The following is a 13865-nucleotide window of genomic DNA, read 5'->3' as shown; positions in this document are numbered from 1 at the left end:
TGGTCTGGTGTCGATTGTGGATGGTGGCGTGGTGTCGCTGCGGCCTGGTGAGGATCGTGGGGTTCCGGAGCAGACCGCGCGGCTGGCTCGGGCTGCGTTCCGGCGGGGGAATGTGTACCTGCGGATGCGTGATGAGCTGCGGGTTCGTTTTGATGATCGCGAGTTTGGGGAGTTGTTCGCGGTGCGGGGTCGGCCCGGGCTGTCGCCGGCGCGGCTGGCGTTGGTGTCGGTGTTGCAGTTCATGGAGAACCTGACCGATCGGCAGGCTGCTGACATGGTCCGGGGCCGGATCGACTGGAAGTACCTGCTCGGTCTGGAGTTGGACGATGCCGGGTTCGACGCCTCGGTGTTGAGTGAGTTCCGGTCCCGGCTGGTCGATGCGGACGCCGCCGAACGGTTGATCTTCGATCGGGTGTTGGGCATCCTGCGCGAGGCGGGCATGTTGGGCGGGGCCCGTCGTCAGCGCAGCGACTCGACGCATGTGCTGGCCGCGGTCCGGTCGTTGAACCGCCTGGAACTGGTTGGTGAGACGCTGCGGGCGGCGTTGGAGGCCCTCGCGGGGGTGGCCGGGCCGTGGTTGGCGGGCTGGGTGCCGACCGATTGGTATGAGCGGTACGGGCCCCGGATCGACCAGTGGCGGCTACCCAAGAGCGAGACCGAACGTGTCACCCTCACACAAACCATCGCCGAGGATGGATACACGCTGGCCGGAGCGTTGTCCCGGCCGGACGCGCCTGCCTGGGCGGCGGAACTGTCGGCCGTGCAGACCCTACGGACCGTGTGGATCCAGCAGTTCTACCGCGACGAGCGCGGGGCGCGGCTGCGTGAGCCGAAGGAGGACGGGTTAGCCCCCGCCGCCGACAGGATCGTCTCTGCGTATGACACCGACGCCCGGTACGGGATGAAACGCGGGCACGGTTGGGAGGGTTACAAGGTCCACCTCTGCGAGACCTGCACCGACGACCACCCGCACCTGATCACCGCCGTGCTGACCACCGCCGCCACCGTCTGCGACGTGCAGGTCACCGACCAGATCCACCAAGCCCAGGCGGCCCGGGACCTGACCCCGGACGAACATCTGGTCGACGCCGGCTACATCGACGCCGAACTACTCATCACCGCCCGCCGTAACCACGGCATCACCCTGACCGGCCCGGTCCTGCCCGACGCCTCCTGGCAAGCCCACACCGACGGCGGCCACACCCTGCCCACCTTCACCATCGACTGGGACCAGCAGCAGGCCACCTGCCCAGCCGGCGCCACCAGCATCAGCTGGAAACAACACCCCAGCCAACCCGGCAAGACCACCGTGCTGTTCTCCCGCACCGACTGCATGCCCTGCCCCGACCGGCCCAAATGCACCCGCAACACCTCAGGGGCGCGCAGCATCAGCCTCGCCCCCCGCGAACAACAACAAGCCCTCACCCAAGCCCGCACCGACCAACAAACCACCACCTGGCAGCGCCGCTACGCCACCCGCGCCGGCGTCGAAGGCACCATCTCCCAAGCCGTCCGCGCCTACCGACTACGCCGAACCCGCTACACCGGACAACCCAAAACCCACCTAAACAGCCTCCTCACCGCCACCGCCATCAACATCGCCCGCGCCGACGCCTGGATCACCGGCCACCCACTCCACCCAACCCGCCACAGCCGCTTCGCCCAACTCCAATACGACCTCGCCGCCTAACACCAATTCGCCAGCAGAGTCCGATAGGGGCAGTGAAATACCACGATCACCGCCACCCCGGCCCCGGACTGGCCACCAGCCAGGCAAACGGCGGCTGGGCACGCTCAGGAGCGTCAGGCCGCTGGCCGGCCGGCCGGACCGCGATCGATCGGGCGGCCGTCGAGATCGTGGTACGGATCCGCCCCGTTGGGGGCCGATCCGTACCACGATCTGCTGGGACGGTCCACTCTCGAGCCATGAACTCGGGTCGAGGTCCGTGCGCTCCACTCCGCTCGGTAGGGCCCAGCCCCTTGATCGGCAAGCCCTCGCCAGGACAAGCGAGTCCCGGACCGAGAGTGGGCGTTCCCCGGCCCGGGGCAGGCAAGCCCCACCAGCGGCAAAGCGAGCCAAGGGCAAGCGCGCCAAGGGCAAGCGCGCCCTGCGGAAGGCAGGCTCAAGGGCAAGCCACGGCGGGCGAGCTACGGGGTCAGGCGGTGGCGGTCCCGGGGAAACGCCGTGACCTCGCGTACGTTGCCGGCCCCGGTGAGGCGGGCCACGAAGCGTTCGAGCCCGATCGCGAAGCCGCCGTGCGGGGGCATGCCGTGCCGGAATGCCTCCACATAGGACGCGTACGGCGCGAGCGGCTCGCCGCGCGCCGCCAGTGCCGCCACGTAGTCCTCGTACCGGTGCAGCCGCTGCCCGCCGGTGACCAGCTCGACGCCGCGAAAGAGCAGGTCGAAGCCGTTCGTGTAGCCGGGCCGGTCGGGGTCGGGGTGGGTGTAGAACGGCCGCTTCGCCATCGGGTACCCGGTGACGAACACGAAGTCCGACCCGTGCTCGCGCAGCGCCCACTCCCCGACCGCCCGCTCGTCCGCGGGCGCCAGGTCGACAGGACCGGAGTGCGGGTCCCGCCACCCGCCAGCGATCCGCAGGGCCTCGGTGAAGTGCACCGCCGGAAACTCGTCCGGCAGCGCCGCCGGCAGCCCGGTCGCCGCCACCATGCCGCGGATCACCTCGGTGAGCACGGCCATGACGTCGCGGTGGTCCCCGACGAAGCCAAGCTCGGCGTCGAGCGACGTGTACTGGGCCAGGTGCCGCCCGGTCTCGTGCGGCTCGGCGCGGAAGACCGGCCCCACCTCGTACACGCGCTCGAAGACGCCCACCATCATCTGCTTGTAGAACTGCGGCGACTGGGCCAGGAACGCCGGCCGTCCAAAGTAGTCGATCGCGAAGACGTTGGCCCCGCTCTCGGTGGAGCTTGCCACGATCTTCGGGGTGTGTACCTCCACGAAGCCCAGAGCGTCCAATGTGGAGCGGAAGCCGGCGACGGCGGCCGCCGAGAGGCGCAGCGCGGACGCGCGGGTGGCGTGGCGCAGCGACAGCGACGCGTGGTCGAGCTGGGTCGGCAGGGTCGCGCCCAGCTCCGGCCGGAAGAGGTCGAACGGCGGCGGCTCGGCAGGCGCGCCGAGCACGCGTACCAGAGGCTCGACCACCTCGACCCCGGCGGGCGCGGCCGCGTTCGCGACGGCCTTGCCGGTGACCTCGACGGCGGTCTCCTCCCCCGCGGACTCGATCTGGGCGCGGACGCCGGGGTCGGTGACCACGACCTGGCTGAGCCCGGCGCGGTCTCGCAGGATGAGGAACGCCACCGATTTGAGCAGGCGGCGGCGGTGCACCCACCCGGCGAGCCGCACGGATTCGCCGATGTGGGCATGGAGTTGGGCGGAAAGGATGCGTTGCATGGGCACCTCCTCGTCATCGCGCAACGCGATCCCCAGTGGGCGCGGGCGAGTGGGGAACTCGCGGTGCCACCGCGCCTTCGCCCCGGGAGGGGCCTCATTTCGTATGCGGCTCAGGAGTGTCTTCGCGCCCCGGCGCCGGACCACCCTCACAGCTACCGGTGGCTCTCTCTGCCGGCGGGGTCGGGGCGTTACTTGGCTCCGTCGTCGCCGCGCATGCCACCGTAACAGGGCAAACCGGTGGTGGGCATCACATTAAGGGGAGGGTGAGGCTCGTCGCCTAGTGTTCATGCACGACCACGGCGAGCGTAGGCTCGGATCCGTGACCATCGCTCCAGAGGGACGGCGCCTGCTGCGCATCGAGGCGCGCAACGCCGAGACGCCGATCGAGCGCAAGCCGCCGTGGATCAAGGTCAAGGCCAAGATGGGCCCGGAGTACACCGAGCTGCATGGCCTGGTCCGGCGTGAGGGCTTGCACACCGTCTGCCAGGAGGCCGGCTGTCCCAACATCTACGAGTGTTGGGAAGATCGCGAGGCCACCTTCCTCATCGGCGGCGATCAGTGCACCCGGCGATGCGACTTCTGCCAGATCGACACGGGCAAGCCGGCCGAGTTCGACGCCGACGAGCCGCGCCGCGTCGGCGAGTCGGTCGCCACGATGGGCCTGCGCTACGCCACGGTCACCGGTGTGGCCCGCGACGACCTTCCGGACGGCGGCGCCTGGCTGTACGCGGAGACGGTCCGCCAGATCCACAAGCTCCAGCCCGGCTGCGGTGTCGAGCTGCTGATCCCCGACTTCAACGGCGACCCGGAGCAGCTCGGCGAGGTCTTCGACGCCCGGCCCGAGGTGCTCGCCCACAACGTCGAGACCGTGCCGCGCATCTTCAAGCGCATCCGCCCCGCGTTCCGCTACGAGCGCTCGCTCGACGTGCTCACCCAGGCCCGCGCCGCCGGCCTGGTGACGAAGTCCAACCTGATCCTCGGCCTCGGCGAGGAGCGCCACGAGATCTCCCAGGCGCTGCGCGACCTCCACGACGCCGGCTGCGAGCTGGTGACCATCACGCAGTACCTGCGGCCGACGCCCCGCCACCACCCGGTGGAGCGCTGGGTCAAGCCGGAGGAGTTCGTGGAGCTGCAGGCGGAGGCCGAGCGGATCGGCTTCGCCGGCGTGATGAGCGGCCCGCTGGTCCGCTCCTCCTACCGCGCCGGCCGCCTCTACCGGCAGGCCCTGGACGCCCGCGCCGCCTGACCGCTGGCGCACCGCGGTCGTTCGTGGGGCTCGACAACCGGGCCCTCGACCGCTCGCCGGACCGACCTCGTCGGCGGTGCCGCGCTCTTCGACTGCCCGGCGGCCACTTCACCGAGGCTGAGTGGGCGCGGATCGGACCCGCTCGGCACCTGGACGCGCTACGGGCGCCCCTCCAGCAGCCCCAGGCGATGGGCGACCGCGGCCGCCTCCACCCGATTGGCCACGGCCAGCTTGGCGATGATGCGGGAGACGTGGACGCTGGCCGTCTTGGGCGAGATGTAGAGCCGCTCGGCGATCCGCCGGTTGCTCAACCCTTCGGCCACCAGGCGCAGCACCTCTTGCTCGCGGGCGGTCAGCAGCTCCGGCTCGTCGGGCGCCGTGCGGCTCGAGACCCGCAGCCCCACGCGGCGGGCGAGCGTGTCGAGCTCTTCGCGGAGCGGGGCGGCGTGCAGGTCGTCGGCGACGCAGCAGGCCTCCTCGACCGCCTCGCCGACCAGACCGCGGTCGCCGGCGGCCGCGGCGGCTTCCGCGAGGCCGAGCAGGGCGCGGGCGAGCGGGTACGGCTGGCCGTCGACCCGCCAGGCCGCGACCGCCTCCTGCCACGCGGCCAACGCACCGTCGCCCGGCTCGGCGGACCGGCCGTCGCCAGCCGGGCCAGAGCCGAGCCGGCCACCGCCGGCCCAGGGCGCGGTGGCGAGGATGGCGCGGGTCTGCGCGGCGCTGGCCCGCTGCGCCGGGTAGGGCGCGGCCAGGTCGGACGTCGCCGCGCGGACCTGCTCGGCCAGCGCCTCGTCGCCACCCCGCACGGCGGCGCGGGCGGCGGCGGCCATCAGCGGCCACGCGTACCGCGGGAACTCCTCGATCCGCGGGATCGCGATGCCCACCTTCGCCGCCTCGATCGCGCCGGCCAGGTCGCCGCGCTGGAGGGCGCACTCGACCCGCAGCTCGTGCAGCGGGATGGCGAGCTGGTGCTCCAGGTACGGCCGGCCGAGGAAGCTCAGCGCCCGGGCCACCAGCTCGTCGGCGCCGGGGTGGGCGCGGGCCAGCCGGAGCTGGGCGCGGATCTGCAGCCAGTGCAGGCCGAGCGTGCCGGGCGGGTCGATGCGGGCGGTCTCGGCGCAGAGCGCGTCGGCCTCGTCCCACCGGCCCAGCGCGAAGAGCGCCTCGGCGTGGTTGGAGAGCAGGAACGCGCCGGTCGACCGGCTGATCCCGACCCGCTTGGCCTCGACGGTGCCGTCGGCGGCGCTGCGCGCCGACTCCGCGTACTGCCCGATCTCGAAGAGGCTGTCGGAGAGGTTGACCAGCGCGTGGACCAGCTTGGGCACGTCACCGATCTTGCGGGCCAGCTCCTCGGCCTTGCGCAGCTCGGCGAGGCCGGCCTCGGCGGAGATCTCCTTGCTCGCCACCCGCCCGAACGTGAGCGTCGCCGCCACCCACGCCGCCGGGTCGCCGAGCTGCTCGGCGCCGGCCATGGCCTCGTGGGCGATGCGGGCGCCCTCCGCCAGGCCGACCTTGCCGAGGTGGACCGAGATGTTGGCGAGGATCTCCACCCGCTCGGGCTCGTTGGGCACGTCGCGGACCAGCTCGTACGCACTGCGCAGCTCGGTCGCGCCGTCGCTCTTGCCGAGCACGCGCATCATCCGGCCGCGCCGCTCCAGCATCCGGGCCGCGCGCAACGGCTCGGCGTCGCGGTCGATCTCGGCGAGCGCGGCACGGGTGAGGCTCATCGCCCGGGCGTAGTCGCCGGCTGTGGAGGCGGCGAGGAACGTCTCCTCCAGCAGCGCCAGGTGGTCCATGCCGAGCCGCTCGCCCGCGTCGGGCACCTGCTCCCACAGCTCCAGCACGCGCTCGAGCAGCCGGCTCTTTTCCGCGTACGCATAGCGCTTGCCGGCCGCCGTCGCCGCGGCCAGGGCGGCGGTGAGCGCGCGGGGGTGGTCGTGCGCCGCATACCAGTGGTGGGCGATCTCGGCCGGCGCGCGGTCGGCGCCGACGAGCTGGGGCCGGGCCTCGATGGCGGCCGCGTAGCGGGCGTGGAGGCGGGCCCGCTCGCCGGGGAGCGCGTCTTCGTGGACGGCCTCGCGGACCAGCGCGTGGCGAAACTCGTATCCGCCGTGGGCGCTCGCGACCAGCAGCTGGGCGGCGACCGCGGTGCGGAGCGCGTCTTCGAGCGCGTGGTCGGGCACCTCGGCCACCTCGGCCAGCAGGTCGTGGCCGATCCGGGTGCCACCGGCGGCGGCCAGCCGGAGCACCCGCTGCGCCGCGTCGGGCAGCCGGTCGACCCGGGCCAGCAGCAGGTCGCGCAGCGTGTCGGGCAGGTCGCGGCAGCCGTCGGGATCGCTGGACACGGCCAGCTCCTCGACGAAGAACGGGTTGCCCTGCGAGCGGTCGTAGACGTTGTCGACCAGGGCGGGGCGGGGCTCGGCGCCGAGCAGGTCGGCGAGCATCTCCATCGTGCCGTCGCGGTCGAGCCGGTCGAGCTCGACGCGCTCGACGCCGCGGGTCCGGTCGAGCTCGGCCAGGAACGGCCGCAGCGGGTGGCCCCGGTGCAGCTCGTCCGAGCGGAACGTGCAGATCATCAGCGCCTGCGCGGTGCGCGCCGAGCGGATCAGGAACGCGATGAGGTCGCGGGTGGAGCGGTCGGCCCAGTGCAGGTCTTCGACGATCAGGACCAGCGGGCGCTCCCGCGCGAGCCGCCCGAAGAGGCCGGCGACCAGCTCGAAGAGGTAGCCCCGGTTGGCGTCGACCAGGCCCTCGGGCCCGGCCGGACCGAGCTCGGGCAGCAGCCGGGCGAACTCGTGCTCGTGCCCGTCGAACGCGGCCGGCCCGTCACGCCGGAGCAGGTCGCGCAGCGCGGCCACGAACGGCGCGAACGGCAGGCCCTCCTCGCCCAGCTCCAGGCACTGGCCGGTGAGGACGCGCACCCCCTCGTCGAGCGCGTGCCGCCGGAACTCCTCGACCAGCCGGGTCTTGCCGATCCCCGCCTCGCCGCCGAGCAGCACCGTCGTCGCCTCGTCGCCGCGGGCACGCTTGAGCGCGTCGCGCAGCGCGGCCAGGTCGGCGTCGCGGCCGACGAGGACGGAACTGCTGGCTCGGGCGGTCACGACATGGCGCAGCCCCCGCGCCCCCCACCGCCCCCCGCCTATCACGGTGCCGTGGGGCTCGCCCCGTGACGAGCCCCACGACTTGATCTCAGGAGAGCGCCGGCGCGCGCGTCGCCGCCCCGTGGTGGCGCCGCCCGGAACGGGACCACCAGCGCGGCTGCTCGTGGCCGCCCCCGCCACGTACGACGGCGCGGGCCAGGCGCGACCGGTCGGCCTCGGCGAAGAGCTCGGCCGAACGGTGCCGGTGCAGGGTCAGTGCGGAGTGTGCGTCGAGATTCGTCATGACCATTACTCTCCGCGTGAAGGCAGCGGCGCCGCATTGGGCGCGCTGCCCGATGTTCGCGGCGGGTGGGGTCCTTACCCGGGCCGGGAGTGGCGGCGCAGGGCCGTAAGGTACTTACCGCGCGCTGCCCTTGGAGACCTTCCGGGGCAGGGTGATCGAAGCTCCTCTCAAGTCGTTAGAACGACTTGAGGGGAGCTTCGATCACCGGGGGGGGGGGGGGGGGGGGGGCGCGCGGGCCCCCCCCGCCTCTCCCCCCCCCCCCCCCGCCGCCGCCCGCCCGCCCCCCCCCCCCCCCCCCCCCCCCCCCCCCGACTCCGAAAGGTCTATAGACTTCCTGGCATGGCAAAGCCCGAGGAGAAGGTCACGTTCGGCCAGCGGCTGAAGCAGATCGGGATGGTTTTCTCGTTCACCGCCAAACGCGACAAGTGGTTCGCGCCGCTGGTCGCCGGAGCGGTGCTCATCCCGCTCGCGCTCACGGTGGTGGCGGTGATCACCTGGGGCTGGCTGTGGCTGCCCGTGGGCATCCTGCTCACGCTCCTCGCCGTGCTCATCGTGCTCAACCTCCGCTCCAACGCCGCGATGATGAACGCGGCCGAGGGGCAGCCGGGCGCGGCCGCCCAGCTCGTGGAAAACATGCGCGGCGACTGGCGGGTGACCACCGCGGTGAGCTCCACCACGCAGATGGACATGGTGCACCTGGTGCTCGGCCGCCCGGGCGTGATCCTGCTGGCGGAGGGCAACCCGCAGCGGGTGCGCAGCCTCCTCGGCCAGGAAAAGCGGCGGCTCGCCAAGGTCATCGGCAACGCCCCGATGTACGACTACATCGTCGGCACCGGCGAAGAGGAGCTGTCGATCCGCAAACTGCGGACCACGCTCATGCGCCTCCCCCGCAACCTCACCGGTAAGGACGTCAACGCGCTGGACAAGCGCCTCACCGCGCTCTCCGCCCGCCCCAACCTGCCCAAGGGCGCGATCCCGAAGAACATGCGGCCGCCAAAGGGCGCGTTCCGCCAGATGCGCGGTCGCTGACTCGCCTCAGACCAGGCCGGCCGCCGCGAGGTACTTGCCGACGCGAGCGATCTCGTCCTCGTCGAGGGGTGTCTGCGGCGGGGCGGTCGTCGGGTGCTCGATGACGCCGCGCAGGAAGAGCGCTGCCTTGAAGGCGCCGAGCGCCGACGCGCTGACCCCCATGCGGCCGCGTCCCACCGTGACGAGTTCGAAGAGGTGCAGCAGCCGCTCCTGCTCGGCCCGGGCGGCGTCCCACTCGCCCGCCCAGGCCGACCGCAGCAGCCGTACGTAGCCGTGCGGGTCCACATTGCCCAGTCCCGGTACGACGCCGTCGGCGCCCATCCAGAGCGCTGAGTCGACGGTCAGCTCGGAGCCGGTCAGCACGCTGAACCCGCCGATGTCCTCGCGGTCCCGCCGGCCCAGGATCACCGACCGCAGCCCGCCCTCGTCGCCGCTGGAGTCCTTGACGCCGGCGAGCACGCCCTCGGCGGCCAGGTCCAGTACGAGGTCCGGGGTGAGCTTGCTGTGCACCGACACCGGCAGGTCGTACGCGTAGAGCGGCCGCCCCGCCGCCGCCGCCGCGATCGCCCGGAAGTGGTCCCGGATCTCGGCCGGATGGGTGCGCGCGTAGAACGGTGCGGTGGCGACGATCCCGTCCGCGCCGGCGTCCACAGCGGACCGAACGTGGTCGAGCACCCGCAGCGTGGTCATGTCGATGACCCCGGCGAGCACCGGCACCCGCCCGGCGACGTGCCCGACCACGGTCTCCAGCACCACCCGCCGGTGCCGGTCCGGCAGGAACGCCGCCTCCGACGAGGAGCCCAGCAGGAAGAGCGCGTCCACGCCGCCGTCGAGCAGGTGGTCGACGAGCCGGGTCAGCGAGCCGGTGTCCACCTCGTACCGCGGGGTGAGCGGGGTGCACACCGGTGGGATGACGCCGGTGAGGGCCTGTGCCGTGGTCATGGGCGCTCCTGTGCTTGGCGGATCAACTCGCGGTCGGTGGCGCCGGCCGGCACCGGGTGGTAGCAGCGGACGAGGTGCCCGGGATCGCCGGCCACCGGTGGCATGGCCGTCGCGCAGCCGGCGTCGGCGCGCCAGCAGCGGGTACGGAACGGGCAGCCGCTCGGCGGCCGGACGGCCGAGGGCACCGGACCGGCGAGCGGGATCGGGTCGATCGGGTGCAGCAGACCGGGCGTGGCGGACAGGAGCGCCCGGGTGTACGGATGCCGCGCGCCCAGCGGCAGGGCGGAAGCCGGTGTCTCCTCGACGATCCGGCCGAGGTACATGGTGACGACCCGGTCGCTCATCCGCCGCACCGTCTGGATGTCGTGCGAGACGAAGACGAGCGCGAGGCCGAGCCGCTCCTTGAGGTCGAGCAGCAGGTTGAGGATCTGCGCGCGTACCGACACGTCGAGCGCGCTGGTCGGTTCGTCGGCCACCAGCAGGTCCGGGTCGAGCGCGAGCGCCCGGGCGATCGCCACCCGCTGCCGCTGCCCGCCGGAGAGCTGGCCGGGGAGCACGTCGGCGGCGCTGGGCGGGAGCCCCACCTGGGCGAGCAGTTCGCGCACCCGTTCCTCGCGCTGGCGCGGCGTGCCCCGGCGGTGCACGTCGAGCGGGTCGCGCAGCACCTGGCGTACCGGCAGGCGGCGGTTGAGCGCGGTCGACGGGTCCTGGAAGACCATGCCGACGCCCGCCCCGATCAGCCGGCGCCGCCGGAAGTCGGGCATGCTCCCCAGGTCGTTCCCCTTGAAGGTGACCCGGCCCGACGCGGGCCGCTGGAGGCCGACGAGCACCTTGGCGAGGGTGGTCTTGCCGCAGCCCGACTCCCCCACGACGCCGACGGTCTCGCCGGCCGCGACGGTGAGGTCGGCGCCGGTGAGCGCGTACACCCGGTCGCGGCGAAACAGCCCGCCGGAGCGCGCCTTGTGCACGACGTGCACATCGGACAGTTCAACGAGGACGGTCATGGCACACCCGCCAGTACGGTCGCCGGATGGTGGCAGGCGACCTCGTGTCCGGCGCCGCCGGAGAGCGCCGGCGCGGTCTCCCGGCAGACGGAGGTCGCCATCGGGCAGCGGTCGGCGAAGCGGCAGCCGGCCGGGAAGTCGGCCGGTGACGGGACGACGCCGCGGATCTGGGTGAGTCGCGGCGCGGCCGACTCCAGCGACAGCACGGAGCCGAGGAGCCCGCGGGTGTAGTGGTGCGCCGGTTCGCCGACGAGCGCGGCGGTGGGGCCGGTCTCCACGATCTGCCCGCCGTACATCACCGCGACCCGGTCGGTCACGTCGGCGACCAGCGCGAGGTCGTGGGAGACCAGGATCAGCGCGAACCCGAGCTCGGCGCGGAGCCGCAGCAGCAGCTGGATCACCTGGGCCTGCACGGTCACGTCGAGCGCGGTGGTCGGCTCGTCCGCGACGATCAGCCTGGGGTCGCGGGAGAGCGCCATCGCGATCAGCACCCGCTGCCGCTGCCCGCCGGAGAGCTCGTGCGGGTACGACGAGAGCGTGCGCTCCGGGTCGAGCCCGACCATCTCCAGCAGCTCGGTCGCGCTGCGCTTGCCACCGCGCCGGATCAGCTGCTTGAGCTGGGCGCGTACGGTCATCGCCGGGTTCAGCGAGGAGAGCGCGTCCTGGTAGATCATCGCCATGTCGTGGCCGAGCAGGCGCCGCCGGGCGCGCCGCGGCAGCCGGAGCAGGTCCTTGCCGTCGAAGCGCACCTGCCCGCCCACGCGAGCACCGCGCGGCTCCAGGCCCATCACGGTCAGCGCGGTGAGCGACTTGCCGCAGCCGGACTCGCCGACCAGCCCGAGCACCTCGCCGGGGCGCACGTCGAAGCCGATGCCGTCGACGATGTCCACGCCGTCGTGCCGGCCGGGAAAGCTGATCCGCAGGCGTTCGACCGAAAGGACCGGCTGGCCGGTGGGGAGCGGGCGGGCCCGTTCGGCGAGCCGCCGGGCCGCCTCGGCCAGGCCGGGCAGCTGGACCACCTCGCCGGTACCGGGCCGGACCGCCTCGATCGCATCACCCTCCTTTGTGGAGCCTGGTGCGCCGCGGGCGGTCGGCGCGGCCCAGGCATCCGAGACGCCCTCGGCGAGGATGTTGAGCGAGAGCACCGTGACCAGGATCAGCAGGCCCGGAAAGACGGTGGCCCACCAGCCGCCGAGCAGCACCATGTTTCTGCCGTCGGCGATGACGCTCCCCCACGACGGGTCGGGTGGCCGTACGCCGGCGCCGATGAACGACAGCGACGCCTCGAAGACGATCGCGTCCGCCACCATCACCGTGCAGAAGACCAGTACCGGCGCGGCGCAGTTGACGGCCACGTGCCGCAGCAGGATGTGCCAGGTGCGGGCGCCGATCGTCCGCTCGGCGGCGACGTAGTCCTCGCCGTACTGGGCGAGCACGTTGGCGCGGACCACCCGGGCCACCGAGGGCATGTAGAGGAAGGCGATCGCGCAGACCAGGACCGGTACGCCGCCGCCGAAGACGGCCACCAGCACGGCGGCGAGGGCGATGCCGGGGAACGCCATGACGACGTCGAGTGCCCGCATGAGCGTCTCGTCGATCCACGCCTTCGGTGCCGCCGCGGCGACGGCGCCGGCGATCGCCCCGGCGACCAGGGCGAGGAGCGTGGCGCCGAGGCCGATGACGAGCGACCAGCGGGCGCCGTACATCAGGCGGCTCAGCACGTCGCGGTTGGCGCTGTCCAGCCCCATCCAGTGCGCGCCGCTCGGGCCACCGCCGGCGCTCGCCTGGTCGAGCGGCGAGTGCGGGGCGATCCAGGGCGCGAGCAGCGCGACGGCCGCGATGGCGAGGACCGTGCCCAGCGCCACCCAGGAGAGCGGGGAGAGGCGCCTCACGAGGCGCCCCGCAGGCGCGGGTTCACCAGCAGGTACAGGATGTCGACCGCGAGATTGACCACGACGAACCCGGTGGCGATGGTCAGCACCACACCCTGCACGACCGCCGGATCGCCGTTGGTGACCCCGTCGATCATGAGCTTGCCCATGCCCGGGAGCGCGAAGATCGTCTCGATCACCACCGCGCCGCCGAGCAGGTAGCCGACCCGCAGGCCGAGCACGGTGAGCGGGTTGATCAGCGCGTTGCGCAGCACGTTGCGGCCGACCACGACGACGGGTGGGAGGCCGCTGCCGATCGCGGTACGCACGTAGTCCTTGTCGAGCTCCTCCACCATCGACGTGCGCACGATCCGGGTGAGCTGGGCGGCGACCGGCAGCGACAGGGCGAGCGCGGGCAGCGTCATCGAGCGCAGCCAGCCGGTGAACGAGTCGGCCGGGTTGATGTACCCGCCGGTCGGGAACCACCCCCGCTCCACGGCCAGCCACTGGATCATCAGCAGCGCCAGCCAGAAGCTCGGTGCGGCCACCCCGCCCAGCGACACCACCCGGATCAGCTGGTCCGGCCAGCGGTCCCGGAAGATCGCCGCGGTGACGCCGAGCAGCAGCGAGGTCACCACGGCGATGCCGAGCCCGAGGAAGGTCAGCTGCATGGTCAGCGGCAGCGCGGTGAGCACCGAGTCGAGCACCGGCGCCCGGGTGAGCACGCTCGTACCCATGTCGCCCTGGAGCAGGTCGCCGACGAAGTGCACGTACCGCACCGGGAGCGGGTCGGTCAGGCCGTTCTCCTCGCGAAACTGCTGGATCTGCTCCGGCGTCGGGTTGGTGCCCTGGAAGTAGGCGTACTCCGGCTTGTTGGTCGAGAAGCGCATGACGACGAAGACGAAGAGGATCACGCCCAGCAGCAGCGGGATCAGGATGAGGATGCGGCGGGCCAGCATCCGGGCGATGACGGCCACG

General features: G+C 72.8%; 10 protein-coding genes. 3 read left to right on the top strand and 7 right to left on the bottom strand.

From position 1 onward, the window contains the following. The coding region (locus RB614_RS01730; protein ID WP_308710509.1) for an IS1182 family transposase at nt 1-1690 on the top strand (1690 nt) is incomplete at its 5' end. A gap of 458 nt (nt 1691-2148) precedes the next feature. On the opposite strand, the gene aspS is transcribed toward RB614_RS01730, so the two are convergent. Then, nucleotides 2149-3411 carry an aspartate--tRNA(Asn) ligase gene (gene aspS / locus RB614_RS01725; protein ID WP_308710508.1) on the bottom strand — a complete coding sequence of 421 codons (1263 nt, stop codon included), beginning with the start codon at nt 3409-3411 and terminating at the stop codon, nt 2149-2151. A 286-nt stretch (nt 3412-3697) separates the two neighbouring features. Here aspS and lipA point away from each other — a divergent pair, with 286 nt between their 5' ends. Continuing rightward, nucleotides 3698-4657, top strand: coding sequence for a lipoyl synthase (gene lipA, locus RB614_RS01720; protein ID WP_428982892.1), 960 nt, complete (start codon nt 3698-3700; stop codon nt 4655-4657). A 158-nt stretch (nt 4658-4815) separates the two neighbouring features. Here the strand turns inward: lipA and RB614_RS01715 are convergent, their stop codons facing one another. Both RB614_RS01715 and RB614_RS01710 read right to left on the bottom strand, forming a co-directional pair. Beyond that, nucleotides 4816-7758: a helix-turn-helix transcriptional regulator gene (locus RB614_RS01715; RefSeq protein WP_308710506.1), complete on the bottom strand. Its 2943-nt coding sequence runs from the start codon at nt 7756-7758 to the stop codon at nt 4816-4818. A gap of 88 nt (nt 7759-7846) precedes the next feature. Continuing rightward, the gene (locus tag RB614_RS01710; RefSeq protein ID WP_308710504.1) at nt 7847-8041 is read right to left on the bottom strand and encodes a hypothetical protein; all 195 of its coding nucleotides are present in this window, start codon (nt 8039-8041) and stop codon (nt 7847-7849) included. A gap of 339 nt (nt 8042-8380) precedes the next feature. On the opposite strand from RB614_RS01710, the gene RB614_RS01705 reads away from it, so the two are divergent. Continuing rightward, entirely contained in the window at nt 8381-9070 is a 690-nt protein-coding gene (locus RB614_RS01705) for a DUF4191 domain-containing protein (protein ID WP_308710503.1), read from the top strand. A 6-nt stretch (nt 9071-9076) separates the two neighbouring features. On the opposite strand, the gene RB614_RS01700 is transcribed toward RB614_RS01705, so the two are convergent. Genes RB614_RS01700 through RB614_RS01685 form a run of 4 tightly spaced genes read right to left on the bottom strand, consistent with a single transcriptional unit; the run spans nt 9077 to nt 13864 of the window. Next, nucleotides 9077-10012, bottom strand: coding sequence for a dihydrodipicolinate synthase family protein (locus RB614_RS01700; RefSeq protein ID WP_308710502.1), 936 nt, complete (start codon nt 10010-10012; stop codon nt 9077-9079). Beyond that, nucleotides 10009-11016, bottom strand: coding sequence for an ABC transporter ATP-binding protein (locus tag RB614_RS01695; RefSeq protein ID WP_308710501.1), 1008 nt, complete (start codon nt 11014-11016; stop codon nt 10009-10011). The genes RB614_RS01700 and RB614_RS01695 overlap by 4 nt, the downstream gene beginning before the upstream one ends. Beyond that, nucleotides 11013-12908 carry a dipeptide/oligopeptide/nickel ABC transporter permease/ATP-binding protein gene (locus RB614_RS01690; RefSeq protein WP_308710500.1) on the bottom strand — a complete coding sequence of 632 codons (1896 nt, stop codon included), beginning with the start codon at nt 12906-12908 and terminating at the stop codon, nt 11013-11015. The genes RB614_RS01695 and RB614_RS01690 overlap by 4 nt, the downstream gene beginning before the upstream one ends. After that, nucleotides 12905-13864, bottom strand: a complete 960-nt coding sequence (locus RB614_RS01685; RefSeq protein ID WP_308710499.1) for an ABC transporter permease — start codon at nt 13862-13864, stop codon at nt 12905-12907. The genes RB614_RS01690 and RB614_RS01685 overlap by 4 nt, the downstream gene beginning before the upstream one ends. Between the last annotated feature and the right edge of the window lies 1 nt (nt 13865).

It is taken from the genome of Phytohabitans maris, assembly GCF_031085175.1.
In the GTDB taxonomy this organism is placed as follows: domain Bacteria; phylum Actinomycetota; class Actinomycetes; order Mycobacteriales; family Micromonosporaceae; genus Phytohabitans; species Phytohabitans maris.
Note: the sequence above shows the minus strand (reverse complement) of the source record. Positions and strands in the feature narration are given on the sequence as shown.

Bases quoted from the DNA above. Each gene is read 5' to 3' on its own strand.
- aspS (WP_308710508.1), bottom strand. From the start codon at position 3,411: ATGCAACGCATCCTTTCCGCCCAACTCCATGCCCACATCGGCGAATCC.
- lipA (WP_428982892.1), top strand. From the start codon at position 3,698: ATGCACGACCACGGCGAGCGTAGGCTCGGATCCGTGACCATCGCTCCA.
- RB614_RS01710 (WP_308710504.1), bottom strand. From the start codon at position 8,041: ATGACGAATCTCGACGCACACTCCGCACTGACCCTGCACCGGCACCGT.
- RB614_RS01705 (WP_308710503.1), top strand. From the start codon at position 8,381: ATGGCAAAGCCCGAGGAGAAGGTCACGTTCGGCCAGCGGCTGAAGCAG.
- RB614_RS01700 (WP_308710502.1), bottom strand. From the start codon at position 10,012: ATGACCACGGCACAGGCCCTCACCGGCGTCATCCCACCGGTGTGCACC.
- RB614_RS01695 (WP_308710501.1), bottom strand. From the start codon at position 11,016: ATGACCGTCCTCGTTGAACTGTCCGATGTGCACGTCGTGCACAAGGCG.